General features: G+C 75.7%; 23 protein-coding genes. 14 read left to right on the forward strand and 9 right to left on the reverse strand.

From position 1 onward, the window contains the following. Positions 1-322: 322 nt before the first annotated feature. The 5 genes from ACIGAQ_RS27570 (at position 323) to rfaE2 (ending at position 5741) form a co-directional block, all read left to right on the forward strand. Positions 323-1396, forward strand: a complete 1074-nt coding sequence (locus ACIGAQ_RS27570; protein WP_399787276.1) for a glycosyltransferase family 9 protein — start codon at positions 323-325, stop codon at positions 1394-1396. Then, positions 1393-2358: a glycosyltransferase gene (locus ACIGAQ_RS27575; RefSeq protein WP_399787279.1), complete on the forward strand. Its 966-nt coding sequence runs from the start codon at positions 1393-1395 to the stop codon at positions 2356-2358. Before ACIGAQ_RS27570 ends, ACIGAQ_RS27575 begins: the two co-directional genes overlap by 4 nt. Continuing rightward, positions 2355-3632, forward strand: a complete 1278-nt coding sequence (locus tag ACIGAQ_RS27580) for a glycosyltransferase (protein ID WP_399787282.1) — start codon at positions 2355-2357, stop codon at positions 3630-3632. Before ACIGAQ_RS27575 ends, ACIGAQ_RS27580 begins: the two co-directional genes overlap by 4 nt. 70 nt (positions 3633-3702) lie before the next feature. Beyond that, positions 3703-4338 carry an SIS domain-containing protein gene (locus tag ACIGAQ_RS27585; RefSeq protein ID WP_362279886.1) on the forward strand — a complete coding sequence of 212 codons (636 nt, stop codon included), beginning with the start codon at positions 3703-3705 and terminating at the stop codon, positions 4336-4338. Further along, on the forward strand, positions 4335-5741 hold the full coding sequence (gene rfaE2, locus ACIGAQ_RS27590) for a D-glycero-beta-D-manno-heptose 1-phosphate adenylyltransferase (RefSeq protein WP_399787286.1): 1407 nt from the start codon (positions 4335-4337) through the stop codon (positions 5739-5741). Before ACIGAQ_RS27585 ends, rfaE2 begins: the two co-directional genes overlap by 4 nt. Before the next feature lie 110 nt (positions 5742-5851). Here the strand turns inward: rfaE2 and ACIGAQ_RS27595 are convergent, their stop codons facing one another. The 4 genes from ACIGAQ_RS27595 to ACIGAQ_RS27610 all read right to left on the reverse strand — a co-directional run bounded on the left by ACIGAQ_RS27595 (position 5852) and on the right by ACIGAQ_RS27610 (position 9928). Then, positions 5852-7099: an MFS transporter gene (locus ACIGAQ_RS27595; RefSeq protein ID WP_399787289.1), complete on the reverse strand. Its 1248-nt coding sequence runs from the start codon at positions 7097-7099 to the stop codon at positions 5852-5854. Positions 7100-7518: 419 nt separating this feature from the next. Further along, the gene (locus tag ACIGAQ_RS27600; protein WP_311678768.1) at positions 7519-8082 is read right to left on the reverse strand and encodes a hemerythrin domain-containing protein; all 564 of its coding nucleotides are present in this window, start codon (positions 8080-8082) and stop codon (positions 7519-7521) included. Positions 8083-8156: 74 nt separating this feature from the next. After that, positions 8157-8690, reverse strand: a complete 534-nt coding sequence (locus tag ACIGAQ_RS27605; RefSeq protein ID WP_399787293.1) for a DoxX family protein — start codon at positions 8688-8690, stop codon at positions 8157-8159. Between the two features lie 62 nt (positions 8691-8752). Then, positions 8753-9928, reverse strand: coding sequence for an amidohydrolase (locus tag ACIGAQ_RS27610; protein WP_399787296.1), 1176 nt, complete (start codon positions 9926-9928; stop codon positions 8753-8755). A 261-nt stretch (positions 9929-10189) separates the two neighbouring features. On the opposite strand from ACIGAQ_RS27610, the gene ACIGAQ_RS27615 reads away from it, so the two are divergent. From ACIGAQ_RS27615 to ACIGAQ_RS27640, 6 genes are all read left to right on the forward strand, one after another. Continuing rightward, the gene (locus ACIGAQ_RS27615) at positions 10190-11617 is read left to right on the forward strand and encodes an aminotransferase class I/II-fold pyridoxal phosphate-dependent enzyme (protein WP_399787299.1); all 1428 of its coding nucleotides are present in this window, start codon (positions 10190-10192) and stop codon (positions 11615-11617) included. Between the two features lie 108 nt (positions 11618-11725). After that, on the forward strand, positions 11726-11914 hold the full coding sequence (locus ACIGAQ_RS27620; RefSeq protein ID WP_311678761.1) for a hypothetical protein: 189 nt from the start codon (positions 11726-11728) through the stop codon (positions 11912-11914). Between the two features lie 19 nt (positions 11915-11933). Then, the gene (locus ACIGAQ_RS27625; RefSeq protein WP_399787303.1) at positions 11934-12626 is read left to right on the forward strand and encodes a hypothetical protein; all 693 of its coding nucleotides are present in this window, start codon (positions 11934-11936) and stop codon (positions 12624-12626) included. Then, positions 12623-13531: a DUF6895 family protein gene (locus tag ACIGAQ_RS27630; protein ID WP_399787306.1), complete on the forward strand. Its 909-nt coding sequence runs from the start codon at positions 12623-12625 to the stop codon at positions 13529-13531. The genes ACIGAQ_RS27625 and ACIGAQ_RS27630 overlap by 4 nt, the downstream gene beginning before the upstream one ends. After that, positions 13528-14445 (forward strand): DUF6895 family protein, encoded by a 918-nt coding sequence (locus ACIGAQ_RS27635; protein ID WP_311678757.1) that lies wholly within the window; start codon positions 13528-13530, stop codon positions 14443-14445. The genes ACIGAQ_RS27630 and ACIGAQ_RS27635 overlap by 4 nt, the downstream gene beginning before the upstream one ends. Beyond that, entirely contained in the window at positions 14442-15662 is a 1221-nt protein-coding gene (locus ACIGAQ_RS27640) for a serine hydrolase domain-containing protein (RefSeq protein ID WP_399787310.1), read from the forward strand. Before ACIGAQ_RS27635 ends, ACIGAQ_RS27640 begins: the two co-directional genes overlap by 4 nt. 7 nt (positions 15663-15669) lie before the next feature. Here the strand turns inward: ACIGAQ_RS27640 and ACIGAQ_RS27645 are convergent, their stop codons facing one another. The 5 genes from ACIGAQ_RS27645 to ACIGAQ_RS27665 all read right to left on the reverse strand — a co-directional run bounded on the left by ACIGAQ_RS27645 (position 15670) and on the right by ACIGAQ_RS27665 (position 20813). Beyond that, positions 15670-17037: an alpha-lytic protease prodomain-containing protein gene (locus ACIGAQ_RS27645; RefSeq protein WP_399787313.1), complete on the reverse strand. Its 1368-nt coding sequence runs from the start codon at positions 17035-17037 to the stop codon at positions 15670-15672. A gap of 158 nt (positions 17038-17195) precedes the next feature. Next, entirely contained in the window at positions 17196-18860 is a 1665-nt protein-coding gene (locus ACIGAQ_RS27650) for an alkaline phosphatase D family protein (RefSeq protein ID WP_311678754.1), read from the reverse strand. A gap of 219 nt (positions 18861-19079) precedes the next feature. Next, complete coding sequence (locus ACIGAQ_RS27655) at positions 19080-19844, reverse strand: metallophosphoesterase (protein WP_399787316.1); 765 nt, start codon at positions 19842-19844, stop codon at positions 19080-19082. Continuing rightward, positions 19841-20125, reverse strand: a complete 285-nt coding sequence (locus tag ACIGAQ_RS27660; protein ID WP_311678750.1) for a BON domain-containing protein — start codon at positions 20123-20125, stop codon at positions 19841-19843. Before ACIGAQ_RS27660 ends, ACIGAQ_RS27655 begins: the two co-directional genes overlap by 4 nt. Before the next feature lie 10 nt (positions 20126-20135). After that, on the reverse strand, positions 20136-20813 hold the full coding sequence (locus ACIGAQ_RS27665; protein ID WP_311678749.1) for a nucleotidyltransferase family protein: 678 nt from the start codon (positions 20811-20813) through the stop codon (positions 20136-20138). Between the two features lie 342 nt (positions 20814-21155). On the opposite strand from ACIGAQ_RS27665, the gene ACIGAQ_RS27670 reads away from it, so the two are divergent. The 3 genes from ACIGAQ_RS27670 to ACIGAQ_RS27680 all read left to right on the forward strand — a co-directional run bounded on the left by ACIGAQ_RS27670 (position 21156) and on the right by ACIGAQ_RS27680 (position 26374). Then, the gene (locus tag ACIGAQ_RS27670) at positions 21156-21362 is read left to right on the forward strand and encodes a hypothetical protein (RefSeq protein WP_311678748.1); all 207 of its coding nucleotides are present in this window, start codon (positions 21156-21158) and stop codon (positions 21360-21362) included. Between the two features lie 115 nt (positions 21363-21477). Next, positions 21478-22044, forward strand: coding sequence for a hypothetical protein (locus tag ACIGAQ_RS27675; RefSeq protein WP_399787321.1), 567 nt, complete (start codon positions 21478-21480; stop codon positions 22042-22044). A gap of 16 nt (positions 22045-22060) precedes the next feature. Beyond that, on the forward strand, positions 22061-26374 hold the full coding sequence (locus ACIGAQ_RS27680) for an HAD-IC family P-type ATPase (RefSeq protein WP_399787324.1): 4314 nt from the start codon (positions 22061-22063) through the stop codon (positions 26372-26374). The last annotated feature ends 211 nt before the right edge of the window (positions 26375-26585 follow it).

Consider the following 26585-nt stretch of genomic DNA (forward strand, 5'->3'; position numbering starts at 1 on the left):
GAGGCCGACCGCTGCCGCCCCCCGCCCCCCGCCCCGGCACGCGCCTCCGGGGCCGGTCGTCGCCGGGGCAGTGGATGCGGCCGGGCCCGCCGCGACGCCCGCTGCCACCGTCGGCGTGGTCGCGACGGGGCGTGCTGCCGTGCCGTGCCCTGACCGCAGCCCGGTCGCGACCGGACACCCCGGGACGGCGGCGAGCCCTATGCGCTCAAGCGCCGGTGCCGGACGCGCCGCGGTGGCGCTCCACGCGGTGCCCGGCCGCGGCACGGGCGTCCGCGGCCGTGGGCCGGGCTTCCGCCGTGCCCCGGCCCGAGGGAGGCGCGCGATGAATCCGTTCCGGTCCCGGCGCCGCCCGCCCCGCACCCTCGTCGTGCGTCTCGACAGCGCCGGTGACGTGCTGCTCGCGGGCCCCGCCGTACGGGCCGTCGCGGCCGGGTCCTCGTACACCGCGCTGCTGTGCGGGCCGCAGGGCGCGGCGGCCGGGCGGATGCTGCCCGGCGTGGACGACGTGCTGACCTACGACGCCCCCTGGGTCGGTCTGGAGCCCACGCCGGTGACGCGGGCGGCCACCCGGCGGCTGATGGCGTCGCTCGCCGCGGGCCGCTTCGACCGGGCGCTGGTGCTCGTGTCGTACCACCAGAGCCCGCTGCCGGTCGCCCTGCTGCTGAAGCTGGCCGGTGTCTCCCGCGTCGCCGCCGACAGCGAGGACTACCCGGGCGCGCTGCTGGACCTGCGGCACCGCAGGCTCCCGCACCGCCACGAGGTGAGCGCGGCCCTCGACCTGGCCCGCGCCGCGGGCTTCGCCCTGCCGCCCGGTGACGACGGTCGGCTGCGCGTCACCCCACCACCCCGCACGTCCCACCTCACCGGCCCCGGCCCGTACGTCGTCGTCCACCCGGGCGCCGCCGTGCCCGCGCGGGCCTGGAGCCCCACCCGGGCGGCCCGGGCGGTGGCCGCGCTGTCCGCCGAGGGCTACCGGGTGGTCGTCACCGGCGGCCGCGCCGAACGCGAGCTGACCGCCCAGGTCGCCGGCCGGCACGCCCTCGACCTCGGCGGCGCGACCGACCTGCCGCAGCTGGCCGGGGTCCTCGCCGGGGCACGGGCGGTGGTCGCGGGGAACACCGGCCCGGCGCATCTCGCCGCCGCCGTGGGCACCCCGGTCGTCAGCCTGTTCGCACCGGTCGTACCGGCCGAGCGGTGGGCCCCTTACGGCGTCCCGCACCTCCTGCTCGGTGACCCGCACGCCGCGTGCGCGGACACCAGGGCGCGGCACTGCCCGGTGCCGGGACACCCCTGCCTGGACGGCATCGGCGACGCGGAGGTGCTCGCCGCCGTGGCGGCCCTCACCGGCGACGCGGTGGACCAGGGAGAACAGACGGAGCGAGGAGCGACCGTATGAACATCCTGCTGTGGCACGTGCACGGCTCCTGGACGACCGCGTTCGTCCAGGGCCCGCACACCTACCTCGTCCCGGTCACCCCGGGCCGCGACCCGGACGGCCTCGGCCGGGCCCGCACCTTCTCCTGGCCCGCCTCGGTCCGCGAGGTCACGCCCGAGGAACTGCGCGACACGCCCGTCGACCTGGTGCTCCTGCAGCGGCCGCACGAGCGGGAGCTGGCCGAGCGCTGGCTCGGCGGGCGCCGCCCGGGCCGGGACGTGCCCGCCGTGTACCTGGAGCACAACGCACCCGACGGCGACGTCCCGGACACCCGGCACCCGTGCGCCGACCGCGCCGATCTGACGCTGGTGCACGTCACGCACTTCAACCGGCTGTTCTGGGACTGCGGAACCACCCGGACCGCGGTCATCGAACACGGCATCGTCGACCCGGGCCACCGCTACACCGGCCGCCTCGCCCGGGCCGCCGTCGTCGTCAACGAACCCGTGCGCCGCGCCCGGTACACCGGCACGGACCTGCTGCCCGTCCTGGCCGAGGCCGTGCCCCTCGACGTGTTCGGCATGGGCACCGAAGGGCTGGCCGGACACCTCGGCCTGCCGTCCGACCGCTGCCGGACGGCCGACCTGCCGCAGGCCGAGCTGCACCCGGCCATGGCCGAACGCCGTGTCTACCTGCACCCGGTGCGCTGGACCTCCCTCGGCCTGTCCCTGCTGGAGGCCATGCACCTGGGGATGCCCGTGCTGGCGCTCGCCACGACCGAGGCGGTCGAGGCCGTCCCGCCGGGCGCGGGCACCCTCTCCACCCGCCCCGACGTCCTGGCCCGCGCGGCCCGCCGCTACCTCCACGAACCCGAGGCGGCGGCCGCGGACGGAGCCCGGGCCCGGCAGGCGGCCCTCGAACGCTACGGGCTCAAGCGCTTCCTGGCCGACTGGGAGCGCCTGATCACGGAGGTGTGCTCATGACCCCGTCCCTCAGCCCCTTCCCGGCCGGGCCGCTCGGCGGTGACCCGCGCGCCCCCGGTGTCCTGGACATCGCGCTCGTCTCCGAGCACGCCAGCCCCCTCGCCACCCTCGGCGGGGTCGACGCCGGCGGGCAGAACGTGCACGTCGCCTGCCTCGCCGGCGCCCTCGCCGACCGCGGTCACCGGGTCACCGTCTACACCCGGCGCGACGCGCCCGGCCTGCCCGCCCGGGTGGCGCTGCGCGACGGCGTCGAGGTGCACCACGTGCCCGCCGGGCCGGCCGAGCCGCTCCCCAAGGACGCCCTCCTGCCGCACATGGACGAGTTCGGCCGCTATCTCACCCGCGCCTGGCGCAGCCGCGCCCCCGACCTGGTCCACTCGCACTACTGGATGTCGGGCCTGGCCGCGCTGCGCGCGACCCGCGCGCGGGGGCTGCCCCTGCTGCACACGTACCACGCCCTCGGCACGGTGAAGAAGCGGCACCAGCGGCTCGCCGACACCAGCCCGCCCGAGCGGATACCCGGCGAGATCGAGGTCGGCCTGGGGTGCGACCTCGTCATCGCCACCTGCCGGGACGAAGTCGTCGAACTGGCCCGCATGGGCATACCCGCCCACAAGGTCGCCATCGTGCCGTGCGGCGTCGACCCCGACCGGTTCACCCCGCAGGGACCGGCCGCACCCCGCGGCCCGCACCCGCACCGGCTCCTCCAGCTGGGCCGGCTCGTGCCGCGCAAGGGCGCGGCGGTCACCGTCACGGCCCTGGCCGACCTGCCCGGCACCGAGCTCGTCGTGGTCGGTGGGCCGCCCGCCGACCGGCTCGACGAGGACCCGGAGGTCCGCCGCCTGCGCGGCATCGCCCGGGACGCGGGCGTCGCCGACCGGGTCCGCTTCACCGGCGCCGTGGCCGGTGAGGACGTCCCGGCGCTGCTGCGCTCCGCCGACGTGGTGGTGTGCCCCGCCGACTACGAGCCCTTCGGCATCGTCCCGCTGGAGGCCATGGCCTGCGGCGTGCCGGTCGTGGCCAGCGCCGTCGGCGGACAGCTCGACACCGTCGCCGACCCCGGCACCGGACGGCTCGTCCCGCCCCGCGACCCGCACGCACTGGCCCGAGCCGTGGCCGGGCTGCTCGCCGACCCGGCCGCCCGCGCGGCCTGCGGCGCGGCCGGCCGCCGCCGGGTGCTGAGCCGGTACGGCTGGGACCGGGTCGCCGCCGCCACCGAGGCGTCCTACTGCGAGGTCCTCGACGCCGAGCCCGCCGCGACCGGCGCCGGCTGAACCGGCCGGCCCGCCCAGAGCCCGAAGGAGGTGTGGGCCCGCCGTCCCCACGACGGCCCGCCCGAACCGCATGAGCGAACTCCCCGCGCACCCCGCCCTCGACGCCGCGCGTCTGCACTGCGAGTCACTGGAGGAGGCCCTCGGCCGGTTCCGCCGGGACGGTCTCGACCGGATCGCGGACTGGGGCGCCCGGCTCGCCGACGTCCTCACCGACGGCGGCCGGCTGCTCGCCGCGGGCAACGGCGGCAGCGCCGCCCAGGCCCAGCACCTCACCGCCGAGCTCGTCGGCCGCTACCGCCGCGAACGCCGCGCCTACTCCGCGATCGCCCTGCACGCCGAAACGTCCAGCATGACCGCCATCGGCAACGACTACGGCTTCGACCACGTCTACGCCCGCCAGGTCACCGCCCACGGCCGCCCCGGCGACGTCCTCCTCCTGCTGTCCACCTCCGGCCGCAGCGCCAACCTCGTCGCGGCCGCCGTCACCGCCCGGCAGGCCGGCCTGCGCGTCTGGGCCCTCACCGGGCGCGGCCCCAACCCCCTGGCGGAGGCCGCCCACGAGGCCCTGTGCGTGGACGCGGACAGCACGGCCAACGTCCAGGAGACCCATCTCGTCGCGGTCCACCTGCTCTGCGAGTGCTTCGACACGGCCGTGGCCACGCCCCTCGCACGGCGCACCGTCCTCACCCGGGGGAGCACCTCATGAACGGCCCACAGCCGATCGCCGTCGTCGGGGACGTCCTCCTCGACGAGGACATCGAAGGCGTGTCCACCCGGCTCGCGCCGGACGCCCCCGCCCCCGTCGTCGACGTCACCGCCGACCGGCGGCATCCGGGAGGAGCCGGCCTCGCCGCGGCGCTCGCGGCCCGGGGCGGCCGGGACGTGGTCCTGGTGACCGCGCTCGGCGACGACGACGCCAGCGAGGCCGTACGGCGCGACCTGCGCGGCCGGGTCCGGCTGCTGGAGATCCCGCTGAACGGCACCCTGCCCGTGAAGACCCGCGTCCTCGCCGGTGGCCGGCCCGTCGTCCGCATCGACCGCGGCGGCGGCACCCCCGGCGAGCCCGACGACGAGGTCCGCAGGGCCCTCGCCGATGCCCACGCGATCCTCGTGGCCGACTACGGCCGCCACACCGCGGGCGCGCTGCGGCAGTACCTGGAGGACGCCGCCCGGCGCACCCCGCTGGTGTGGGACCCGCACCCCAAGGGCGACCCGCCCGTACCCGGAGCCCGCCTGGTCACGCCCAACGCGGCCGAGGCGCGGGCCCTGCACCCCGGAGCCGGGGAGACGTCCCTGGGCGCGTACGCCGAGCGGGCCGCGCGGCTCGCGGAGCGCTGGCGCGCGGCGGGCGTCGCCGTCACGCTCGGTGAGCGCGGGGTGCTGCTGGCCCGGCCCGGCACCGGCACGCCGATGCTGGTCCCGGTGCCCTACCGGGCCGCCGGTGACCCGTGCGGTGCGGGGGACTGCTTCGCCGCGACGGCGACGGCCGCCCTGGCCGACGGGCTGCTGCCCGAGGAGGCGCTGCAACGGGCCGTGGCCGAGGCGGCCGCGTTCGTCGCCGCGGGCGGCGCCGGCAATCCGGACCTGTGGCGCACCGAGCCGCCGCGCGGGCCGGCGGACGACCCGGCGGCCGATGGGTTCGCCCTCGCGGAGAGCGTCCGCGCCCGGGGCGGCACGGTGGTCGCCACCGGCGGCTGCTTCGACCTGGTGCACGCCGGTCACGTCGGGCTGCTGGAGAGCGCCCGGCGCATCGGCGACTGCCTCATCGTGTGCCTGAACTCCGACGCCTCCGTCACCCGCCGCAAGGGCCCGGGCCGTCCCCTCAACCCGGCGGCGGACCGCGCCCGCGTCCTCGCCGCGCTGGGCAGCGTCGACGCGGTCGTGGTCTTCGACGAGGACACCCCCGAGGCGGTCCTGGCCCGGCTGCGGCCCGACGTGTGGGTCAAGGGCGGCGACTACTCCGTCCAGGACCTCCCGGAGGCCGAGGTCCTGCGCACCTGGGGCGGGCAGGCCGTGGTCCTCCCGTACCTGGACGGCCGCTCCACGACCCTGCTGACGCGCCGGGCGGCGAAGGCGGCGGTGGGCGCGGCGCGCCGCTCGGGGTCCTGACGTCGCAGCCCCCGCGTCGACTCCGCCGGCGACAGCGGGGCGGGCGGGGCGGAATACCGGGCTTCCCCGAGTCGGTGGGGGACTCGACGTCCTGCCCCGCCCGGGTCCGCTCAGGCCGCCGTGCTCAGGGCCGGCCGGCCCGGGGCTCCCGTCTCGCCCGTGCGGAGCAGGACCGGTGCCGGGACGCGGCGGCGGTGCAGCAGGTGGCCCGTGCCGATCGCGGCCGCGATCAGCAGGCCACCGGTGACCAGGGCGCCACGGGCCCCGGCCAGCTCCATCAGCAGGCCGAGCGCGGGCGGGCCGCCCAGGCTCCACACCGTGCCGATGCTGCCCCACACCCCGAGCACCCGGCCCCGCAGGTGGGCGGGCGGGTCGGTCTGCAGGACGGCCGTACCGGCGGTGTCGGAGACGGACTCCACCACGGCCATCGGCAGCACCAGCGCGATCAGCACCACCAGCGACGGTGACAGGCCCGCCACCACCTGGAGCAGCCCGCCGGCGGCCGCCAGCGCGCCCACGAGCCGCACCGACGGGCGGCGCAGCCGGGCGCCGAGTACCGCGCCGAGGATGCCTCCGACCGCCAGCACGGTCGACACCGTGCCGAAGGAACCGGCGCCGCCCGCCAGCGGCCCCGTGACGAGCACGGCCAGCGTCAGTCCGTAGTTGCGGCCGAACACCGCGCTGATGCCGGTCACGCCGGCGAGCGCCATCAGCCGCGGCCGGCGCGCGAAGAAGGCCAGCCCCTCCCGCACGGTCATCTCCGCGTCCGGGGCACGCCGCTCGGGCCGTGCGGCCTCGTGCCGCACCGCCCCGGCCGCCGGCCGCAGGAACGGGATGACCGACGCCACGAACAGGAACGACAACCCGTTCGCGAAGTACGCGGCGGCCGTGCCGAGGAACCCGACGGCCACGCCCGCGAGGGCCGCCCCCACGAGCCGGCCCGCCTGGTGCACCAGCGCCCCGACCCCGATGGCCGAGGGCACGTCCTCGGCCGGGACGAGATCGTTGCCGAGCAGCGCGCACGCCGGGTTGTCCACGGTCGCGACGACACCCGTGACGGCGGCCAGCACCAGCAGCGACGTCATGTCGAGCCGGTCCAGCGCGACCAGCACGGCCGTGGTGAAGGCGATCACGCCGAGCAGCGCCTGGCTCACGGCGGCCGTCAGCTTGCGGGGCCAGCGGTCCACGGCGGCCCCGCCCAGCACACTGATCAGCAGGGCGGGCGCCGCCTGCACGGACATGGACAGTCCCGTCGCCGCGGCGGACCCGGTGATCTGCAGCACCAGCAGGTTCTGCACGGTGAGCTGCATCCACGTACCGGCGTTCGACACGAAGTTGGCGACGGACCACCAGCGCATGCTGCGGTACCTCAGCGCACGCCAGGGCGAGCGCGAGGCGGGCTGGGCAGGGGAGGACGCGGAAGACACAGTGCGGTACTCGCAAGACGAGTCGGAGGACTCAGCAGGAGGGGGACGAGGAGCGCGAGAGCACCGGCTGCGCTGCGCGGTGGCTCCCCTCGTCGGGTCACGGCGCGGACCATCGTGACAGAGGGGCTCCCCGTACCGGCTCCGCCCGTGCCTCGCGTAGCGCCCCGGCCCGGGCCAACGCCCGTCACGCGCCCGGTACTTGGTCCCGCGAGTGGGGTTGATCACAGCTGCCGATCATGGCCTGGCGCGGCCCCGCCGCAGGTGACGGCGGCCACAGGAACCGCCCCGGGCGACGCGGAAGGGCCCGTCGCCGAGGCGACGGGCCCTTCTTGCTCGCGGCGGAGGCCGCGTCACTCGAACTTGCCGCGTCCGGACAGCGCGTCACGCAGCCGGTCGACCATGCCGGTGCCCGGCGCCAGCAGCTTGTTCGCCGGGGGCTTGTCGGGGGCCGCCGGGTGCGGCCGGGTCGGGGCGGTCTTCTTCGCCTTGCGGACCTTGTCGCCGAGCTCGTTCAGCGTGTCCATCGGACAGGCCTGGCGCAGCCGCGGGAACAGGTTGCCCTCCTCGTCGGCGATGTGCGAGCGGATCTCGCTCATCAGCATGCCCACGAGCCGGTCGAAGTCGGCGTCGCCCGCGTCGCAACGCTCCAGATCCTTCATGATCTGCTCGGCCGTGGCGTGGTCCCGCAGTTCCTGGTCGGCGAGGGCGTCGCCGCCCGCCACGTGCTCGCGCACGGCCGGGTAGAGGTAGGCCTCCTCGGCCACCGAGTGCCTCACGAGTTCCATGGTGACCTGGTCGGCGTACACCTTGCGGTCCTGGTGACCGGACGGCAGCGCCTCGATCCTGCCGAACATCTCCTCGACCTCGCGGTGATCGGTCACCAGCTCGTCGATGACGTTTCCTCCGTGTCCCATGTCCTTCACCTCCAGCCCCCGGGTCCCCCCGGCCCTCGGGCGCTAACGCGCGGTCAAAGCGGTCCGCCCGCCGTTCAGGCGGGCAGCTTGGCGCGGACCCGCCCGGCCGCGGCGGCCGGCCGCGCGGTGGCGCGGACGGAGCGCCGCACCAGCCCGGCGTCGCGCCGCACGGAGCGGGCGGCGTGGGAACCGCGCCACAGCAGGGACGGGCGGGAGCCCGTGTCGTCGGCGGCGATCAGCAGACCGCCGAGCATGGACATGTTCTTGAGGAAGTGGATGCGCTGCTGGGCCCGCTCCTCGGGGTCCTCCGTCTCCCAGAAGCGGTGTCCCGCGAGTGTCGTGGGCACCAGCGTGGCGGCGATGGCCAGCGCGGCCGGGCGGGGCATGCGTCCCGTGGCCAGCATCAGCCCGGCCACGACCTGCACGGCGCCGTTGAGCCGTACGACCTGCTCGGTGCGGTCGGGTAGGGCCGAGACGCGTTCGGTGACGGATTGGACGACAGGCTCGGCGGCGTCGGCGACCTGCTTCGGGTCGCGGACGGAGTTCATGCCGCCCGTGAGGAACATCGAGGCGAGCATGGGGCGGCCGAGCACACGCAACAGACTCATGGCCCTCTCCAGGTTTCGTCGGGTCCGGTGCCCGCCGGGTTCCCCGGCGGCGGCCGAACCAGTCACGCCGCCCGGTGCCCTGCCCAGGCCTCCTCGCGCAGTTCCTCCGACAGCAGGACGTCGGCCGCGGTGCAGGCGAGGGCCTCGGCGGCGGCGACCAGCACGGCACGGGCCCGGGGCGAGGCGGCCGCCGCGGCGAACTCCGGGGTGTGGTCCGAGCCGTCGTCACCGGTGATCGCCACGAAGGGGTGGATCGCGGGCACGCGCGTGCTGACGTTGCCGATGTCGGACGAGCCCAGGTAGACGCCCGGCGCGGGCGGCGACAGGGGGATCCCGGCCCGGGCCAGGTGCGCGGCGAACCGCTCGGAGAGCACCTCGCTGTCCCGGAAGTGCTCGTAGCGCACGGTCGCCCGCTCCACCTCGGCGGTGGTGCCGGTGGCCCGTGCCACGCCGTCCGCGCAGACCCGCAGCCGCTCGGTGAGCTCCTCCAGCGCCTCGGTCGTCGCCGCGCGCAGACCGAACCGGCCCTCGGCGAACTCGGGGACGATGTTCGTCGCCGTCCCGCCGTGCGTGACGATGCCCTGCACGTGCGAGCCCTCCGGCAGCCGCCGCCCCAGCGCGGACAGCACGTTGAACAGCTCCACCAGAGCCGCGAGCGCGTCGACGCCCTCGGTCGGGTTGCCCGTGGGGTGCGCCGCCCGGCCGTGGAAGGCCACCCGGTACTGCACCTGCGCCGTCAGCGGCGCCCGCGCCCAGCTGTACACGCCCGGGTGGAACATCAGCGCCGCGTCGACGTCGTCGAAGACGCCCGCCTCCACTTCCAGGGCCTTGCCGCCGCCGCCCTCCTCGGCGGGCGTGCCCACGGCCAGCACCGAACCGGCGGCCGGCGCGGGTACGGCGGCCACGGCCAGCGCGGCCCCCAGCCCCGCCGCCGCGATCAGGTTGTGGCCGCACGCGTGGCCCAGGCCGGGCAGGGCGTCGTACTCCATCAGCAGCGCCACGGTGGGCCTGCCCCGGCCCGAGCGCCCGGTGAACGCGGTCGGCATCCCGGCCACACCGCGCTCCACGGCGAACCCGGCGCGCTCCAGCTCGCCCGAGAGCAGCGCCGCCGCCCGGTGCTCGGCGAAGGCGTACTCGGGGTCGGCGTGCAGCCGCAGGGCCACGTCCCACAGCGCGTCGGCCCGGGCGGCCACCTCCGCGCGGAGGGCGAGGTGCACGTCGTCGCGGATCAGGGCCACGGGGTCTCCTCGGTGTCAGGGGCGGCGTGCGGCACCGGCGGTTCCCGGCCCTGGTCGGCCTCCCGTCCGGCCCGGGACCGCGGGTCCGGGCGGGCGCCGCCGTTCCGGTCCGTCCCCGACGGGTTTCACCCACCGCAGCGGTGACACCACCCCGTGCGTTTCAAGCGGTGCCCAGGTGCAACACGGTGGTCGGTGTACCCGCCGGCCACGACAGCGTGGACGCCGCGGCGGCGGCAGGGCGGGCCGGATCCGGGAGGAACCATGGACCACTCGCGCGTGCCCGTGCTGGAGGCGCTGGAGGACTTCCGGCGCCGCGGCGACATCGCCTACGGCCCGCCGGGCCACAAGCAGGGCAGGGGAGTGGACCCCCGGGTCGCCGCGATCGTCGGGCTGGACGTGTTCCGCTCCGACGTGCTCTCGCTCAACGGCCTGGACGACCGCCGCCAGTCGCAGGGCGTCCTCAGCCAGGCGCAGGAACTCATGGCGGACGCGGTCGGCGCCGAGCACGCGTTCTTCTCCACCTGCGGCAGCTCGCTGTCCGTGAAGACCGCGATGCTCGCCGCGGCCGGGCCGGGGGAGAAGCTGCTGCTGTCGCGCAACGCGCACAAGGCCGTCGTCGCGGCCGTCGTCGTCAACGGCGTGGAACCGATCTGGGTGCACCCGAAGTTCGACACCGAACGGCACGTGGCCCACCCGCCCGAGCCGGACGACGTGCGCCGGCGCCTTCGGGAACACCCCGACGCCAAGGGCATGCTGCTGATCACGCCCACCGACTGGGGCTCGTGCGCGGACATCGCGGGAGTGGCCCGGGTGTGCCACGAGTTCGACGTGCCCGTCATCGTCGACGAGGCCTGGGGCGCCCACCTGCCCTTCCACCCGGCCCTGCCCGCCTGGGGCATGGACGCCGAGGCCGACCTGGTGGTCACCAGCGTGCACAAGATGGGCGGGGCGGTGGAGCAGAGCTCCGTCTTCCACCTCCAGTACGACCGCATCTCGCCCGAGGCTCTCAAACAGCGCGAGGACCTGCTGGGCACCACCAGCGCCTCCTCGCTCGTGTACGCCACGCTCGACGGCTGGCGGCGGCAAATGGTCGAGCAGGGGCACGAGCTCCTGGAGACCGCCCTCCGCCGCGCCGAACGCGTCCGGACGGCGGTCGGCGAGCTGCCGGGGCTGCGGCCGATGGGCCGGGAGGTCGTGCGGGAGGGGCTGGCCGCCGACCTCGACCCGCTCAAGCTCGTGATCGACGTACGCGAGCTCGGCGTGAGCGGCATGCAGGCCGCGGAGTGGCTGCGGGACCGTCGTCACGTGGACGTCGGCGGCTCGGACAGCTGCCGCATCAGCGCCTCGATCACGCACGCGGACGACGACGAGACCGAGCAGCGGCGCCCGCCCGTGCGGCTGCCCGAGCCGTCGGTGCTGGAGCTGGAGCAGGCCATGCTGCCCCGGGCGGCGTTCTTCGCCCCGGCCGAGCACGTGCCCGCCGAGCGGGCCGCGGGACGGATCGCCGCGGAAATGATCAGCCCCTACCCGCCGGGCGTGCCGGTGGTGGCACCCGGCGAGGTGATCACCGACGCGGTCCTGGACTACCTGCGCAGCGGCGCCGATCACGGCGTCCTCATCCCGGACGCGGCCGACTCCTCGGTGCGCACGGTCCGGGTGGTGGCGCGCGACGCGGTTCCTCACGGGTGAGAAGTTGAAAATGTTATTGAAGTGAATTCTGAGAAATTTGGCATGCTTTGTCCGATTCCGGAGATCCGGAAGGTGAAGGTACTCGCTTCAGCTCAAGGAGATGGTGCTATGCCTTCCAAGGAAAAGGTCATCAAGGAAGTCACGGGTGTTCCGAGCGTCGACATCGAGGCGGCACTCGACCCGGCCGAACTGGACGGCGTCTACCGCGACAGCCGCGAGTGCGCAGCACTGGCGCTGTCCTCCGGGAACACGAAGCTGCTGCTGTCGCCGCCGACCCCGCGTCCGAAGAAGGGCTAGCGATCGACGGGAGTAGTCAATGGAGCAGTCAGGCACTTCGACCCTCTTGCAGGGCGCGGTGCAGGACCTCGCCTCCAGTGTGGTCTCCGCCCTCCGGGGCGGAGACCACGCGCGAGCGGCCACCCCCGGGGCGGCCGACTCGGACGCGGGAGGCATCGCACTCGCGGCCGTACGCGTGCTCGGATCCGACACGCTGCTGCCGTCCGTCCTGCTGGGCACCCCACCCGACCCCGACGAACTCGCCGTGTTCCGCAAGGCCGTGGAGTCCTTCCCGCCCCGCGCCGACGCGGCCCCGACCGTGCTGTGGAGCCACTGGGCCATGGCACGCACCCTGCGACGGCTCGACCCGTCCTCCGCCACCGACGACAGCGAACCCGGCGCCGACTGGCTGGACGGCGCGAGCTGGCAGGTCCTGACCCACCAACTCGCCGTGCTGGCCCCCCTCGCCCTGCCCGGCGAGGAGTGCGCCGTGACCCGCGCCGCCGGACGCCGTCCCGTGGACGTCGCCCGCGGATTCGTCCGCGCCGTGCGCCGCCGCGACTGGCGGCAGGCCGCCGGAGCGGGGCGCTGGCTCACCCTGCTCGACGGCGTCCCCGGCACCCTGGGCCTCGAAGCGGGCCTGGACTTCGTGGAACTGATGGGCGGCCAGGACCCGCAGGTGGAACTCCAGGTGCGGGCGGCACGCCTGCTGCGCGCCGGAGCGCCGGTGTGAGCGCACCGGCCCGGGAGGTCCGTGACGTGGCCCGCGCGGCCCTGGCGTGGGCGTCCGGCCGCCGCGCGGACTTCGCGCTCGGCGAGGACGCGCTGGCCGCCGACGGTCAGGTCGACCGCAGCTGGAAACCGCTCGGCGAACTGGCCCAGGTCTGCGCGACCGTCACCCGGCACACACCTCCCGGCGACCCCCTGCACACCCGGGCCGCCGACCTGCTCGCCTTCGCCTGGCAGCAGACCGGCGAGGGCGAACTGTTCCTCCGGCTGCAACGGCTCGAACCGTTCGCCACCTACCCGCTGGAGGTCTACGCCGCCCTGGCGGCGGCCGGCTTCCGGCACCCCGCCTACGAGGCCGCCACCGCCACGGTCGCCCGCACCCGCGGCTGGCGGCTCACCGAGCAGGAACCCACCCGCCGCCTCGGCGTCCTCCAGGCCGAGGAACGCGCCGGGATGCACCGCGACGAGCCACGTGAACCGGCGCTGCGCCGCACCTGGCTGGGCGGACTGCCCGAACCCTGGACCTTCGAACGCTCCGCCGGATACGCCCTCACCCACGTGGTCTTCCACCTCACCGACTGGGGACGCGCCGGCGGCGGAGTCCCCGACGACCTCACGGACTATCTGGCCCACTGGCTGCCGCCCTGGATCGACACCTGCCTGGACGCGCGGATGTGGGACCTCGCCTGCGAACTGCTGGCCGTGGCCGCGAGCGTGCCCGGGCTGCCGGGCGAGACCGTCCCGGACGACGCCTGGGCGCGGCTCGCCGCGGCGCAAGACGCCTCCGGCGCGCTGCCGGAGGAGGGCGACGCGGGCGATCCCGCCGTGTACTTCGCGCACCACTACCACTCCACCCTCATGGCGGCCTTCGCGGCGGCGCTGACCGCCGGACAAGGAGTACCGGTATGACCGACACCCGCCTGATCCACACCGTCGGGGTGGGCGCCATCGAATGGCTGTGGGCCCACCGGGACGGCTTCCGCCTGCAGCCCGACGTGGACCCCGAGATCGGCTTCCTGGAGCGCTTCAAGCCCGTCGGCGAACTGGCCCTGATCTGCAAGGTGCTGTTCCGCGAGGGCGTGGCCGGCTCACGCCAGGCCGAGCTGGCCCGCAAACTGCTCGACCACGCCTGGCGCGAGACCCTCGACGGCGGCGCCATGCTGGTGCGCGGACAGCGCACGGAGCCGATCTCGCCCATCCCCTTCGAGGTGTACCTGCCCTTCAAGGAACTGGGCTACAGCCATCCCGAGGTGGAGCGGGCCGCCGTCCTGAACCACCGGCTGGACAGCTGGGTCGCCTTCGAGGTCACCCCGACGCGGCGCCTCGGCCTGTCCGCCTTCCAGCGCCGCTACGGCCTCACGCCCCGCCCGCCCGAGGCCGACCTGGTGGGCGCCACCTGGCTGGCCCGCACCCCCGAACCCTGGACCGTCGAGGGCCACATCGCCTACGACGTCACCCACACGGTGTTCCACCTCACCGACTGGGGCGAGAACCCCGGCGGCCTGCCCCCGGACATCGCCGACTACCTCGCCACCTGGCTGCCGGTCTGGATCGACGACTGGCTGGACCTGGAACGCTGGGACCTGCTCGGCGAACTGCTCGTCGTCGACGCCTGCCTGCCCCGCCCCACCCTGGACGAACGCGCCTGGCGCGCCTTCGCGGCCGCCCAGCAGCCCGACGGAGCCATGCCGGCGATCCGCACCATGCCCGAGGGCGAGCCCGACGAGGTCTTCGACATCGTCTACCACCCCACGCTGGTCGCCGCGTTCGCCTCGGTCCTGGCCACGTCCCGGGCGCTGTCCGAACTGGCGGAGGCCTCGTGACGGCACTGCGGCCCACCCCGTGGCCAGACACCCGGCCCGACGCCGCGCGACGGCCCGCCCCCGACCCACCGCCGGGACCGGCCCCCGGGCCCGCCGGCGAACCGGTCCCGCCACCGGACGGCCGATCGAGCCGGCCGCCGGACGGTGATCCGGTCCCGCCACCGGACGGAGACCTGCTCGCGGAGGCCGTCGCCGCCGCCGACGCGCCCGACGCCGTCTTCGCCCTCTCGCGCCACGGCCACCGCACCCTGCGCACCGGCGGCACGGCACCGCCGACCCCGCTGCCCCGCGAGGACCTGCGCTACGAGATCGGCTCGGCCACCAAGACGTTCACGGGGCTGCTGCTGGCCGAGCTCATCCACGCCGGCGAGCTGACCGGCGGCGAACCGGCCACCGCCCTCCTGGACGGGACCAGGGCCCCCGGAGCCGACCCGGTCACGCTCGCCCACCTGATCACGCACACCTCCGGGCTGCCCGCCCTGCCGGCCGGCTTCCACCTCCGGGGTCTGCCCGCCTGGCGCACCAACCCCTACGCCCGCTTCCCGGCCGACCGGGTCGTCGACGCCTTCCTGCGTCACCGGCCCCGCCACCGGCCCGGCACCCGCTGGTGCTACTCCAACTACGGGGTCGCCGTGCTCGGTCACGCCCTGGCCGCCGCGACCGGCACCCCCTGGGAGGAGCTGCTCGCCGAGCGGGTGCTGCGCCCGCTGGGCCTGACCGGCACGACCCTGCACCCGCACGAACCGGGCCACGACGCCGCCGGGCACGGCAAGGACGGCGTGTCCCCCGTGCCCGCCTTCGACGCCGGAGGCTTCCAGGCCGCGGGCGCCGTCCGGGCCACCCCGCACGACCTGCTCACCTTCCTGGAGGCCCACCTGGACCCGGCCGCGGCGCCCCCGGCCCTGGCCCCGGCCCTGCGCGCGGTGGGCGTCCCCGTGCTGCGCCGCGGCCTCACACACCGGCACGTGCACACCATCGCCTGGTTCCGTCACCCCACCGACGGCGGACCGATGTACTTCCACAGCGGCGCGACCCTCGGCCAGCAGGCGTTCCTGGGCTTCCGCCCCGACACCGGCACGGCCCTGGCCGCCGTGTGCACCCGCCGCTTCCGCGCCCACGACCCGTTCGTCGCCACCGCGTACCGGCTGCTCGCCGAGGAACGGCCGGGCCCGTCCGGCACCGACGGCACAGGCCGCTCCGGCGCCGGACAGCCCTGACCCCTCGTCACACCCGGTGCCACAGCGCCGGTGTGCGGGTGGGCGACCAGGGGCCCTGCGCCTGGTGCGTCTGCAGGCACTGGTAGCGCGCACCCGCGTGGACCACCGTGGCACCGGCCTCGTACACCCGGCCCGCGGCCCACGCCTGCGCCACGTTGCCCTGCGGCTGCGGGTCCTCGGCCTCCGCCGTCTTCAGCGTCAGGCCGAAGTCGCCGAGCAGCGGATTGATCGGCTGGTAGAACGTCGTGCCGCCGTTCTTGCAGTCGCCGGTGCCGCCGGACGTCACGCCCTGCGCCTGCACACCCGAGACGTACGGGCCGCCCGAGTCGCCCGGCTCGGCGCACACCGTCGTCTGCGTCAGCCCGTCCACCTTGCCCTCGGCGTAACTGACGCTGGTGTCGTGCTGCTCGACCTTCCCGCAGTGCCAGCCCGTCGTGGAGCCGGAGCGGCACACGGCGGCCCCCACGAGCGCCTGGACCGAGCCGGTGATCTGCACCTTCTGCTCGCCCTCGCCCTTCACGTTCGCCGTGGCCGTCCACTTGTCGTTGACGGCGACCCAGGACATGTCCTTGCCGGGGAACGTGGACGCCTGGAAGGTGCCCTGCTCCGCCTTGTCGAACCCGGTCGTCTTCGCGCCCTGCTTGCCGCAGTGGCCCGCCGAGGCGAAGCCCTGCTGGTCGCCCTTGGTGACGGAGAAGCCGACGGAGCAACGGGCGGTGCCCTCGATGTAGTAGGCGTCGCCGCCCGTGACCTCGGCCATGAGACGCGGCCGGTTCGCCGTCACCTTCACGGTCACGCTCTTGGCGTCCAGGCCCGCCGCCTTCACGAACGCGGCCGCGGCGGCCTTGTTCCCGGCCTCCACCACGACCCGGTTCGCCGGGATGTCGACGTACCACAGCGGCGTCTCGCGCGTGTCGGCCTTCGCCGCCGCCGCGTCCAGCTTCTCCTTCGCGGCCCGCAGGTCGCGCAGCGGCTTCTTCACCACGGCCGCCTTGGCGCCCTGCGCCTTGATCGCGGGCACGTCCGCGGCCTTCGTGGTCGCCACCACGAGCTCCTGCGACGTCGTGCCGCGCAGCCAGGCACCGGCGAAGCGGTCGCCCAGGGCGTTGCGCAGCAGCCCCGCCCGGGTGCCCGCCTCCGCCTCGTTGACCAGCCGCCGGGACGCCTGCGCCGGGGTCAGTCCGAGGTCGCGCTGCAGGGCGCGCAGCACGGGAGCCGACGGCCGGTCGGCGCCCAGGGTCTGCGCGGCCGTGGGCAGGGGACCGGCCGCGGGCGTCGGCTCGGCCGCCGCCGAGGCGGGGAGCCCGGCGGCGACGAGCGCGCCGAGCGCGGTGAGGGCCGCCCGGCGGCCGGTCAGGGCGTGTCTGTGGACCATTCGCTGTGTCTCCTTCGGTCACGCTGTCCGATGGGGTTCTCGATCACGTGCAGCTCCCGCACAGGCCTTGCCGGAACGGCCCGGGGTGATGTCCCGGGCCGTCCCGGTTCGCGCTTTGGTGCCGCGAAGGGCGCCATGTGCAGTACGGGCGCCGGGCATCACGCGGACTTCAGCCCGGGCGAGCCCACCTCCGTGACGAAGGAGGCGGTCGTCGAGATGGTGCCGCCGGGCTTCGTGATGCCCGAGACGGTGCGGAAGTCGACCTGCGCGTTCTCGTCGCCGAGCTCGACGCGGACGTAGCCGCGCCGGCCGTCGAAGTACTTCATGTGCGGGTTGGCCTTCATGTAGGTCTCCCAGTCGGACGGCTTCTCGGTCCCGTCGCCGCCGCTGGCGATGGAGGTGCAGGTGAATTCCGTGCCGACCGTCTTCGACGCCGGGTCGTCGAAGTCCTCCTTGATGTCGAAGGCGTACCCGACGTGGACGTCGCCGGTGAGGACCATCCAGTTGGCGACGCCCGCGGCCTTCGCGCCGGCCATCACGCGAGCGCGGGAGGCGCGGTAGCCGTCCCAGGCGTCCATGGAGACCCGGGCCGGCGCGGTCAGGTCGAACTTGCGCTGCGAGAAGCACACCTGCTGGGGCATCACCTTCCACAGCGCGCCGGAGGACCGCCAGCCGTCCAGCAGCCAGCGCTCCTGGGCGTCGCCCGTGAGCGTGCGCGCCGGATCGTCCGACTCGGGGCCCGGGGCGTGCGGCCGGTCGTTGTAGGCCTGGTCCGAGCGGTACTGGCGGGTGTCGAGGATGTCGAACTGGGCGAGCGAGCCCCACGCCAGCCGGCGGTACAGCCGGGCGTCCGGGCCCTGCGGCAACTGCTCGGCGCGCAGGGGCTGGTTCTCCCAGTACGCCCGGTAGGCGGCGGCGCGGCGCACCAGGAACTGGTCCTGCGGGCCGCCCTTCTCGTCGACGGCGCCGGCGTAGTTGTTCTCCGTCTCGTGGTCGTCCCAGGTGACCACGAAGGGATGCCGGGCGTGCGCCGCCTGCAGATCCGGGTCCGTCTTGTAGAGCGCGTAGCGCAGCCGGTAGTCCGCCAGGGTGGTCGTCTCTCGGTTGAACACGTCGGGCAGCTTGCGGTCGGTGTAGCGGCGGGCTCCGCCGGCGGAGTCCACGGCGTACTCGTAGAGGTAGTCGCCGAGGTGGAAGACGACGTCGACGTCCTCCTGCGCCAGGTGACGGTAGGCGGTGTAGTAGCCGTCCTGGTAGGCCTGGCAGGCGACCGCGGCCAGGCGCATCCCGTCGGTGTCGCTGCCCGCGGCCGGCGCCGTCCGGGTCCGGCCGACGGGGCTGATCCAGGCTCCCACCCGGAACCGGTAGTAGTACTCGCTGTCCGGCATCAGGCCCTTGACGTCGACGTGCACGCTGTGCGCGTACTCCGGGTGGGCCGTGGCCACGCCCCGGTGCTCGACGAAGCCGAACCACTCGTCCAGGGCCACCTCCCAGTACACGACGACGCGTTGCTGCCCGAGACCGCCGTCCTCGGCGAACGGCTGCGGGGCCAGCCGGGTCCACAGCAGCACCGAGTCGGGCAGCGGGTCCCCGGAGGCCACCCCGAGCGTGAACGGGTCGTCGGTGATCCGGGCGGCGTCCAGTTCGCGGGCGGCGGTGGCGCCGCGGGCCGGCCGGTTGGTGGAGAACGCGAGCAGCGCGGCCGCCGCGGTGACGGTCAGGAAGCGACGGCGGGCGACGTGCGGGGCCGCAGAGCGCAGTACCGCGTCGTGCGGGGAGAAGGCATGCTCGGACGGTGGTCTTTGACGGCCCGTCAGCGCCATCTGAGGTCCTCTCGTACGGGGCAGTTGCGCCCCGGGCGGACGCGTGGGGACATCGCCGACGTACGGAGCGCGGAGCTCGCATGCTAAGCAGACAAAATGCCTGAAACGGGCACGACGTGCGGGGGGTTCACACCACAGGCGGTACGAGAGGATCACCGCCGCCCGCACGGAAAAGCGGCGCCGGCGAGGGCCGGCGGCGCGGGGGGAGGGGGTCTGGCTCTAAGGGGCTGCGTGCGCGACGGTCCGGGAGGCCGCACGGTCGCGGACCGGCAGGTGGTAGACGTGGAAGGCCCGTCCGATGACCGGCTGGGCGACGTTGCGCACCTTCACGCCGCCGCTCGTCATGCCGTGCTCGGTACCCGCGTGCGCGTGCCCGTGCACCGCCAGGTCGGCGCCGGCCGTGTCGATCGCCTCGGCGAGCAGGTAGCTGCCGAGGAAGGGATAGATCTCCAGCGGCTCGCCCGCCAGGGTGTCCGCCACGGGGGAGTAGTGGGTCAGCGCGATCCGCGCGTCGCAGTCCGCCTCGCCGAGTCGCTCCAGGGCGGTGCGCAGGCCGTCGGCGGACCGGCGGGAGCAGCGCACGAACTCCTTCATCACCGGCTCGCCGAACTCACCGGCGCAGCGGCCGACGAACCCGCCGCCGAACCCCTTGGTGCCGGCCACGCCGATCCGGGCCCCGCCGCTCTCCACGACCGTGTGCTGCCCCTCCAGGACGTGGGTGCCGGCGTCCCGCAGGATGGCCGTGACCTCGTCGGGCCGGTCGTCGTGGTGGTCGTGGTTGCCCAGCACGGCGACCACCGGAACGCCGAGGCCCTGAACCTCCCGGGCGACGACCCGCATCTCCTCGGGCGTGCCGTGCCGGGTCAGGTCGCCGGCCAGCAGCAGGAGGTCGGCGCACTCGGGCAGGGTCTCGAAGGCGGGGCGGAGCACGCCCTGGCTGTCGGGCCCCATGTGGATGTCTCCGACGGCTGCGATGCGGATCATGCCAGCTCCTCCGCGTGGTCGGGGGAGGACGCCTCGGTCACCACGAGGTCGCTGTGCACCGGGATCCCGGTCAGTTCCTCGTGGACGGTGCGCAGGATCTCGTCGCGGCAGGGGGCCGAGGGCACGGTGCCGGTGAGCAGCACCGCCTGACCGCGGGCCTCGACCCGCACGCCGAGTTCGCCGAGCTCACCCGAGGCGAGGCGGTCCTGCAGATGGGCGATGCGGTAGTCCAGGTTCTCCGCCGGCCCGCCGCCGGCGCCCTGGGAACCGTGGGTGCTCATGGGTGCTCCTTCAGATGACGTTCAGGCGCTCCAGCAGGAAGAAGAAGGCCGCGGGCATGGGCTCGTCGCCGCACTCCCGCCGCACCCGCTCCCAGTCGACCTTCTCGCGCAGGGACCGGGCGATCGGCAGGGCGGCGCCGAAGTCGCAGTGGTGCTCGGAGAAGGCGGCGGTCAGGCTCCACAGCAGGTCGGTCGGGGCCAGCACGGGCATGCGCACCGAGTCGACCGACAGCTCCTCGGCCCGCTCCAGCATGTCGGCGCCGACCGGCCGGTGCGCCAGTTCGAAGATGATGTCGACCGGCTGGCCGAAGCACGTGGCCTTGATCAGCCAGTCCTCCGGCGGCGTGTAGACCGTCAGCCCCGCGTCGCGCAGCGTGGCCGCCACCGCGTCGGCGTCCTCGGGGCGGATGGCGAAGTCGACGTCGTGCTGGAGGTTCTTCTCGCCGCCGTGGGCGTAGGCGGCCACGCTGCCGGCCAGCGCGAAGAGGTGCCCCTTGCGCTTCAGCAGCGCCCCCACCTGCTTGGCCGCCTCCAGGATCGCCTGGTTGCGGTCCAGGGGGAGTTCGTGCGGCGGCTCGTCCGCCGACGGGTCCTGCGGCGGCGCGGGCACGCTCCTCTCCGCCGCGGACCCGAGGTCGGGAACCCCCGGTCGCCGGACGAGCGTCGCGTCATCCCCGTTCTGCGTCATGACCACTCCCCTTCACCGAACCGGACCAGCCGCTCCCGCGCGGCGTCCGGACCCAAACGGCCTGCGTGTCTGCCAGCAGCGAGTACCCGGCGCGCCCGCGCCGACACGGAAGGCTCCGGCCGTCTCTGCCGGGTCCCCGCCCGCACCGCCGCCCGCGTCGCCCTTGTCGCCCGCGTCGCCTGCGTTGCCGTCCGCGCCGCCCTCCGCTCGCGTCGCCCGCATCACCATCCGGTCTGGCCGCGTCGCCGTCCGCCCCCCGGATCCCTCACCCGGCTGGCGGCCCCGGCACCCCCTGGTGACGCTGGGACGGCATCCCTGTCCGGCCCGCCCGAAGGAGTTCTCATGCGCACGCTGCCGTACGCCCTGCTCGCCGCCCTGGCCCTGACCGCGCTCGCCGCCCCCGCCCGCGCCGCGGCGCTGCCGGCGGACGTCACCGCGAGCCAGTGCATCGCCGGCGGAGGCATGATCATCATCTCCGCCGTGGGGGACGGCTCGCCCTGGACCAAGCGCTGCATGGGCGGCATCCACGACGGCCAGACCGTCGTCTGACGCCGAAGCGGCGCCTCGGCCGAACAAGACAAGCGCGTATCCCACCGAAGACGGAATATGGGGCGAAGAGGGGGGAAACCGGAAGCCGCCCACCCATGCGCTCGCGGAGGTCGCCATGAACCAGGAGACACCCCGTTCGTCCGATCTTCCACAGCCGCTGCGGGCCGTCGCCTCGGGTCTGCGGCACCTGCCCGGCGCGGAACAGGTCGGCAAGGTCGCCACCGACGCCCTCGACCGGATCGGCGCGGTCTCGCCGCGCGGGCGCCGGATGGCCGTCTACGCCGGTGCCGGCGTGCTCGGTGTGGCCGGAGTGGTCGAGTGGCCCGTGGCGCTGACCGGCGCCGCCGTCGCCTGGCTCACCCAGCCGCGGCCCGGACCGCACTCCGACGGCACGGCGCACGACGGCGAAGCCGGCGGCGCCCGCCCGGGCGAGACGCCCACGGCCGGGGCCGAGGACGAACCGGACACCTCCGCCTACGGCCCCGGCGCCCGGCTCGCCTCGTCGCACTACCGGCACGACCGGCCGGAACAGCACGTGCACGAACAGCCCGCCAAGGTGGGCGACACCGCCACCGCCTCCGCCCTGAAGCAGGTCGCCGAAGCCACCGCGCACCACGGCGAGGACCCGCACCACGGCGACCGGGCCCACCGGCACGGGCACGACGGCCACCCCACCGGCTGAATCGGGAAGCAGAAAAATGCTCACACGCTTCGACGTCGCCCCGCTCGTCGGGGCCGTGGCCGGGGCGGCCGCCGGGGCCGCCCGCGGCACCGCCCAGGGAGTGACCTCGGTCTACGCCACCACGCGCCGCGTCCGCAACGTCGCGCGCAACGCCCTCACGGGCGGCCGGCACTGGACGGCCGGGCGGCACCTCCACCTCGCCCTGCGCCACCCGGACGGCGACTCCGGCGCCCCGGCCCGCCGGGTGGCCGAGGAACTCGTCGAGCACCCGGACGTGCTCGCCGCCTTCTGGGACGAGGGCCTGGGCCGTCTGGTGATCACGCTCGCCGAGGACGCCGCCACCGACCGCGTCACCGAACGGGCCACCGAACTCGCCGCCCGTCTCGGCCTCGGCGAGGACGCCGACCCGGAGGCTCCCGGGACCACGCACCCCGGCGACCCCGGCGAGGTGCGCGTCACCGCCGCGGCGATCCTGCTCGACGCCGCCGGAGCGGCCGGTGCCCTGGCCGGCCGCTCCCTGCGTCTGCCGCCCAGCTCACGCATCGTCACCGCCACGGTCACCCTGCTGCGCGAGAACCCCCGCTTCCGGGCCGTGCTCCGCCGCCGCTTCGGCACCTCCGGCATGGAACTCGTCCTCGCCGCCGCCAACGCCGCCGCGCACGGCGTCGGACAGACCCCGCTGGCGCTCGTGCTCGACGGGATCCTGCGCTCCACTCAGCTCACCGAAGCCGTGGCCAGGGCCGCGGCCTTCGAAGCCCTGCACGACGACATCTGCCACCCGCGGCGCACCAGCCTGCCCAGCCCCACGGACACCCGGCCGCCCCTGAAGGTGACACCCGCCCAGGAGTACGCCTCGCACGCCAGCACCGGAAGCCTCGCCGGCGCCGCCGCCACCCTCCTGGTCACCCACAGCGCCGACGACGCGGCCGAGGCGGTCCTCGCCGGCTCCCCGAAGGCGGCCCGGTACGGACCGGCCGCCTTCAGCGCGACCCTCGGCACCTTCCTCGCGCACGCCGGGATCCTCGTGCGCAGCGGGGAACGGCTGCGCCAGCTGGAGATCGCCGACGCCCTGGTCCTGCACGCCGACGCCCTGCGCAGCGGCCCCGAGGACGACAGCGATCCCGACGACCCCGTGCACCCCTTCGCCGAGGCCGTCCTCGACGCCGCCCGCCGCGCGCGCCTGCACGTCGTCATCGCGGGCGGCTCCGACCTGAAGGACATCACCCGGCTCGCCGACGAGGTCGCCCCCGGCAGCCGGCCGTTCGGGGACGTCGTACGGGCCCTTCAGGACGACGGCCACGTCGTGGTGACCGTCGCCCGCCTGCACGAGTCCGGCGACGGGCCCGTCGTGGCCGGGCTGCCCGCGGGCGACGTCGCCATCGCCCTCACCGACGGCCGGTCGGCCGTCTCCTGGGGCGCCGACGCGCTGGTCCCGGGCGGCCTCCCCGACGTGTGGCGGCTGCTGACGGCCATCCCCGCCGCCCGGCGCGTCGGACGCCGCTCCCAGACGCTCGCCCGCGCGGGCGCGGCCCTGTCCGGGCTCCTGGTCGCCCGCGGCGGCCGGCCCCCGGGCCGGCACCTGCTGTGGCCCCTCACCCGCCACGCCCCCGTCAACATCGCCGCCGCCAACGCCCTGCTCACCGGCTGGCTCGAAGCCACCCGGGTGGCCCGGGCCACCCCGCCACCGCCCCGGCTGCACATCCCCTGGCACGCCCTGGAGCCCCACGAGGCCCGCGAGCGGCTGGCCCGCGCCCACCGCGACGACGACCCCCGCGGACTCGCCCTGCTGGCCGACCGCTCCCGGCGGCGGGCGGTCCGGGTCGCCCGCCACCCCGCCGTCACCCCGGCCCGCTGGACCTGGCAGGCGGCCGGCGCCGTCCGCCGCGAACTCGACGACCCGCTCACCCCCGTCCTGGCCACCGGCGCCGTCGCCTCGGCGCTGCTCGGCTCGCTCGTCGACGCGCTGCTGGTCGTCGGCGCGATGGACCTCAACGCCGTCACGGGCGGGCTCCAGCGGATGCGCGCCGAACAGGCCCTCGCACGCCTCGCGGCCCGGCAGCAGCCCAAGGCCCGCAAGCAGGACAGCCACCGGCGCACCGTCACCGTCGACGCCACCCGGCTGCGCCCCGGGGACGAGATCAGCCTCGGCGCCGGCGACGTGGTGCCCGCCGACGCACGGCTGCTGGACGTCGACGGCCTGGAGGTCGACGAGTCCGCGCTCACCGGCGAGTCCCTGCCCGTGACCAAGTCCGTCGAGGCCACCCCCGGCCTGCCCGTCGCCCGCCGCACCTGCATGGTGTTCGAGGGCACCACCGTCGTGGCCGGACGGGCCACCGCGCTCGTCGTCGACACCGGCGAGCAGACCGAGGCCGGCCGCGCCGTCACGCTCGCCGCCCGCACCCCGCCGCCCGCGGGAGTCCAGGCCCGTCTCCAGGAACTCACCCGCAAGGCACTGCCGGTGACCTTCACCGGCGGCGCCGCCGTGACCGGTCTGTCCCTGCTGCGCGGCAGCCCCGTCCGGCGCGCCGTCAGCGGCGGTGTCGCCGTCGCCGTCGCCGCCGTGCCCGAGGGGCTGCCCCTGGTCGCGACCGTCGCGCAGATGGCGGCCGCCCGCCGGCTGTCCCGCCGCGGCGTCCTGGTCCGCACCCCGCGCACCCTGGAGGCCCTCGGCCGCGTCGACACCGTCTGCTTCGACAAGACCGGCACCCTCACCGAGAACAGACTGCGCCTGGTCCGCGTGGCCACCGCCGACGGCACCGTCCTCGCCACGGACGCCGAACAGGCCGTCCCCGTCGTACGGCTGGCCGCGCGCGCCTGCCCGCAGGAGGAGACCGGGCAGGGCCGCCGGATCGCGCACGCCACCGACGAGGCCGTCCTCGACGTCGCCCCGCCCGACGAGGGCTGGACCCCCACCGGCGAGCTGCCCTTCGAGACCCGGCGCGGCTACGCCGCCGCGATCGGCCGCGACCCCGACGCCGGTGAACTCCTCGTCGTCAAGGGCGCCCCCGAGACGATCCTGCCCGCCTGCCGGGACCTGCCCGCCCACGCCACCGACACCGCCCACGAACTGGCCGGCAAGGGCCTGCGGGTCCTCGCCGTCGCCCGCCGTCCCTGCCGGGCCGACGACCCCGACGCCGAACTCGAAGCGCCCCTCGCCGACCTGGAGTTCAGCGGCTTCGTCGCCCTCGCCGACGTCCCCCGCGACACCTCGCAGGCCCTGCTCGTGGAGCTGCGCCGCTCCGGCATCCTGCCCGTCATGCTCACCGGCGACCACCCGGAGACCGCCCGCGCCATCGCCCTGCAACTGGGCTGGCCGGAGGAGACCGAGGTCGTCACCGGCGACGAGCTGGTCGCCATGGAACGCCGCCGGCGCGTCCGGGTCCTGCACGGCGCGGGCGTCATCGCCAGGGTCGCCCCCGAGCAGAAGCTGCACGTCGTCGAGGCGCTGCAACAGGCGGGCCGGGTCGTGGCGATGGCGGGCGACGGCGCCAACGACGCCGCCGCCATCCGCGCCGCCGACGTCGGGGTCGGGGTGGAGTCCCGCGGCTCCGCAGCCGCCCGCAACGCCGCCGACCTGGTCCTGACCACCGGCGACCTCTCCGTCCTGGTCGACGCCGTCGTCGAGGGCCGCGCCCTGTGGCGCAGCGTCGCCGACGCCGTCAGCATCCTCATCGGCGGCAACGCCGGCGAGGTCGGCTTCAGCGTCCTCGGCACCCTCCTCGCCGGCGCCTCACCCCTGTCGACCCGTCAGCTGCTGCTGGTCAACCTGCTCACCGACATGTTCCCGGCCATGGCCGTCGCCGTCACCCCCAGCGACGACCCCTCCACCGCGGAACACGCCGCCACCGGGCCGATGGGCCTGAACGTCCTCGGCGCGCCCCTGCTGCGCTCCATCCGCCGCCGCGGCATCACCACCTGCCTCGGGGCGGTCACCGCGTACCTCATCGGCCGCCTCACTCCCGGCACCGAGCGCCGGGCCACCACCATGGCCCTGTGCGGCGTGGTCGGTGCCCAGCTCGTGCAGACCCTCTCCGGGCGCCGCCGCAGCCCGCTGGTGTGGGCCACGGCCCTGGGGTCGGCCGCCGTACTGGCCGCGCTCGTCCAGACGCCCGGCGTCAGCCACTTCTTCGGCTGCACCCCGCTCGGACCCGTCGCCTGGGCCGGCGTGGCCCTCGCCATCACCCTGTCGGCGCTGGCACCGCGCCTGGAACGCCTCCCTGCCGTCCACGCCCTGTACGACGGCGCGGCCCGGCTCGCCCTGCACCTGAACGACCTCGTCCGGCAGGGCCGGCACCTGCTGGGCAGCGGCATCGCCGGCCCGGTGGCCTGACGGACCGGTACCCGAGCGGACCGGTACCCGAGCAGTCGGGTCCTGCGCTCCGACGGTCCGGCACGCGAGGCGGGGGGCCCCCCCCCCCCGGGGGGGCCCCCCCCCCCCGGGGGGCCCCCCCCGGGCCCCCCCCCCGCCCCCGGCGGCCCCGGCCGGCCCCCCCCCCCCCATTGACACACTTGATCCCCCCCCGGCGCCGGGGCCCAGTAGG

The sequence above is a fragment of the Streptomyces sp. NPDC085932 genome, assembly GCF_044540525.1.
Lineage (GTDB): Bacteria > Actinomycetota > Actinomycetes > Streptomycetales > Streptomycetaceae > Streptomyces > Streptomyces levis.

What these genes read in the sequence shown, in the direction of transcription:
- ACIGAQ_RS27570 (WP_399787276.1), top strand. Translation starts at nt 323, where the DNA reads ATGAATCCGTTCCGGTCCCGGCGCCGCCCGCCCCGCACCCTCGTCGTG.
- ACIGAQ_RS27575 (WP_399787279.1), top strand. Translation starts at nt 1,393, where the DNA reads ATGAACATCCTGCTGTGGCACGTGCACGGCTCCTGGACGACCGCGTTC.
- ACIGAQ_RS27580 (WP_399787282.1), top strand. Translation starts at nt 2,355, where the DNA reads ATGACCCCGTCCCTCAGCCCCTTCCCGGCCGGGCCGCTCGGCGGTGAC.
- ACIGAQ_RS27585 (WP_362279886.1), top strand. Translation starts at nt 3,703, where the DNA reads ATGAGCGAACTCCCCGCGCACCCCGCCCTCGACGCCGCGCGTCTGCAC.
- rfaE2 (WP_399787286.1), top strand. Translation starts at nt 4,335, where the DNA reads ATGAACGGCCCACAGCCGATCGCCGTCGTCGGGGACGTCCTCCTCGAC.
- ACIGAQ_RS27595 (WP_399787289.1), bottom strand. Translation starts at nt 7,099, where the DNA reads ATGCGCTGGTGGTCCGTCGCCAACTTCGTGTCGAACGCCGGTACGTGG.
- ACIGAQ_RS27600 (WP_311678768.1), bottom strand. Translation starts at nt 8,082, where the DNA reads ATGGGACACGGAGGAAACGTCATCGACGAGCTGGTGACCGATCACCGC.
- ACIGAQ_RS27605 (WP_399787293.1), bottom strand. Translation starts at nt 8,690, where the DNA reads ATGAGTCTGTTGCGTGTGCTCGGCCGCCCCATGCTCGCCTCGATGTTC.
- ACIGAQ_RS27615 (WP_399787299.1), top strand. Translation starts at nt 10,190, where the DNA reads ATGGACCACTCGCGCGTGCCCGTGCTGGAGGCGCTGGAGGACTTCCGG.
- ACIGAQ_RS27620 (WP_311678761.1), top strand. Translation starts at nt 11,726, where the DNA reads ATGCCTTCCAAGGAAAAGGTCATCAAGGAAGTCACGGGTGTTCCGAGC.
- ACIGAQ_RS27625 (WP_399787303.1), top strand. Translation starts at nt 11,934, where the DNA reads ATGGAGCAGTCAGGCACTTCGACCCTCTTGCAGGGCGCGGTGCAGGAC.
- ACIGAQ_RS27635 (WP_311678757.1), top strand. Translation starts at nt 13,528, where the DNA reads ATGACCGACACCCGCCTGATCCACACCGTCGGGGTGGGCGCCATCGAA.
- ACIGAQ_RS27645 (WP_399787313.1), bottom strand. Translation starts at nt 17,037, where the DNA reads ATGGTCCACAGACACGCCCTGACCGGCCGCCGGGCGGCCCTCACCGCG.
- ACIGAQ_RS27650 (WP_311678754.1), bottom strand. Translation starts at nt 18,860, where the DNA reads ATGGCGCTGACGGGCCGTCAAAGACCACCGTCCGAGCATGCCTTCTCC.
- ACIGAQ_RS27655 (WP_399787316.1), bottom strand. Translation starts at nt 19,844, where the DNA reads ATGATCCGCATCGCAGCCGTCGGAGACATCCACATGGGGCCCGACAGC.
- ACIGAQ_RS27660 (WP_311678750.1), bottom strand. Translation starts at nt 20,125, where the DNA reads ATGAGCACCCACGGTTCCCAGGGCGCCGGCGGCGGGCCGGCGGAGAAC.
- ACIGAQ_RS27665 (WP_311678749.1), bottom strand. Translation starts at nt 20,813, where the DNA reads ATGACGCAGAACGGGGATGACGCGACGCTCGTCCGGCGACCGGGGGTT.
- ACIGAQ_RS27670 (WP_311678748.1), top strand. Translation starts at nt 21,156, where the DNA reads ATGCGCACGCTGCCGTACGCCCTGCTCGCCGCCCTGGCCCTGACCGCG.
- ACIGAQ_RS27675 (WP_399787321.1), top strand. Translation starts at nt 21,478, where the DNA reads ATGAACCAGGAGACACCCCGTTCGTCCGATCTTCCACAGCCGCTGCGG.
- ACIGAQ_RS27680 (WP_399787324.1), top strand. Translation starts at nt 22,061, where the DNA reads ATGCTCACACGCTTCGACGTCGCCCCGCTCGTCGGGGCCGTGGCCGGG.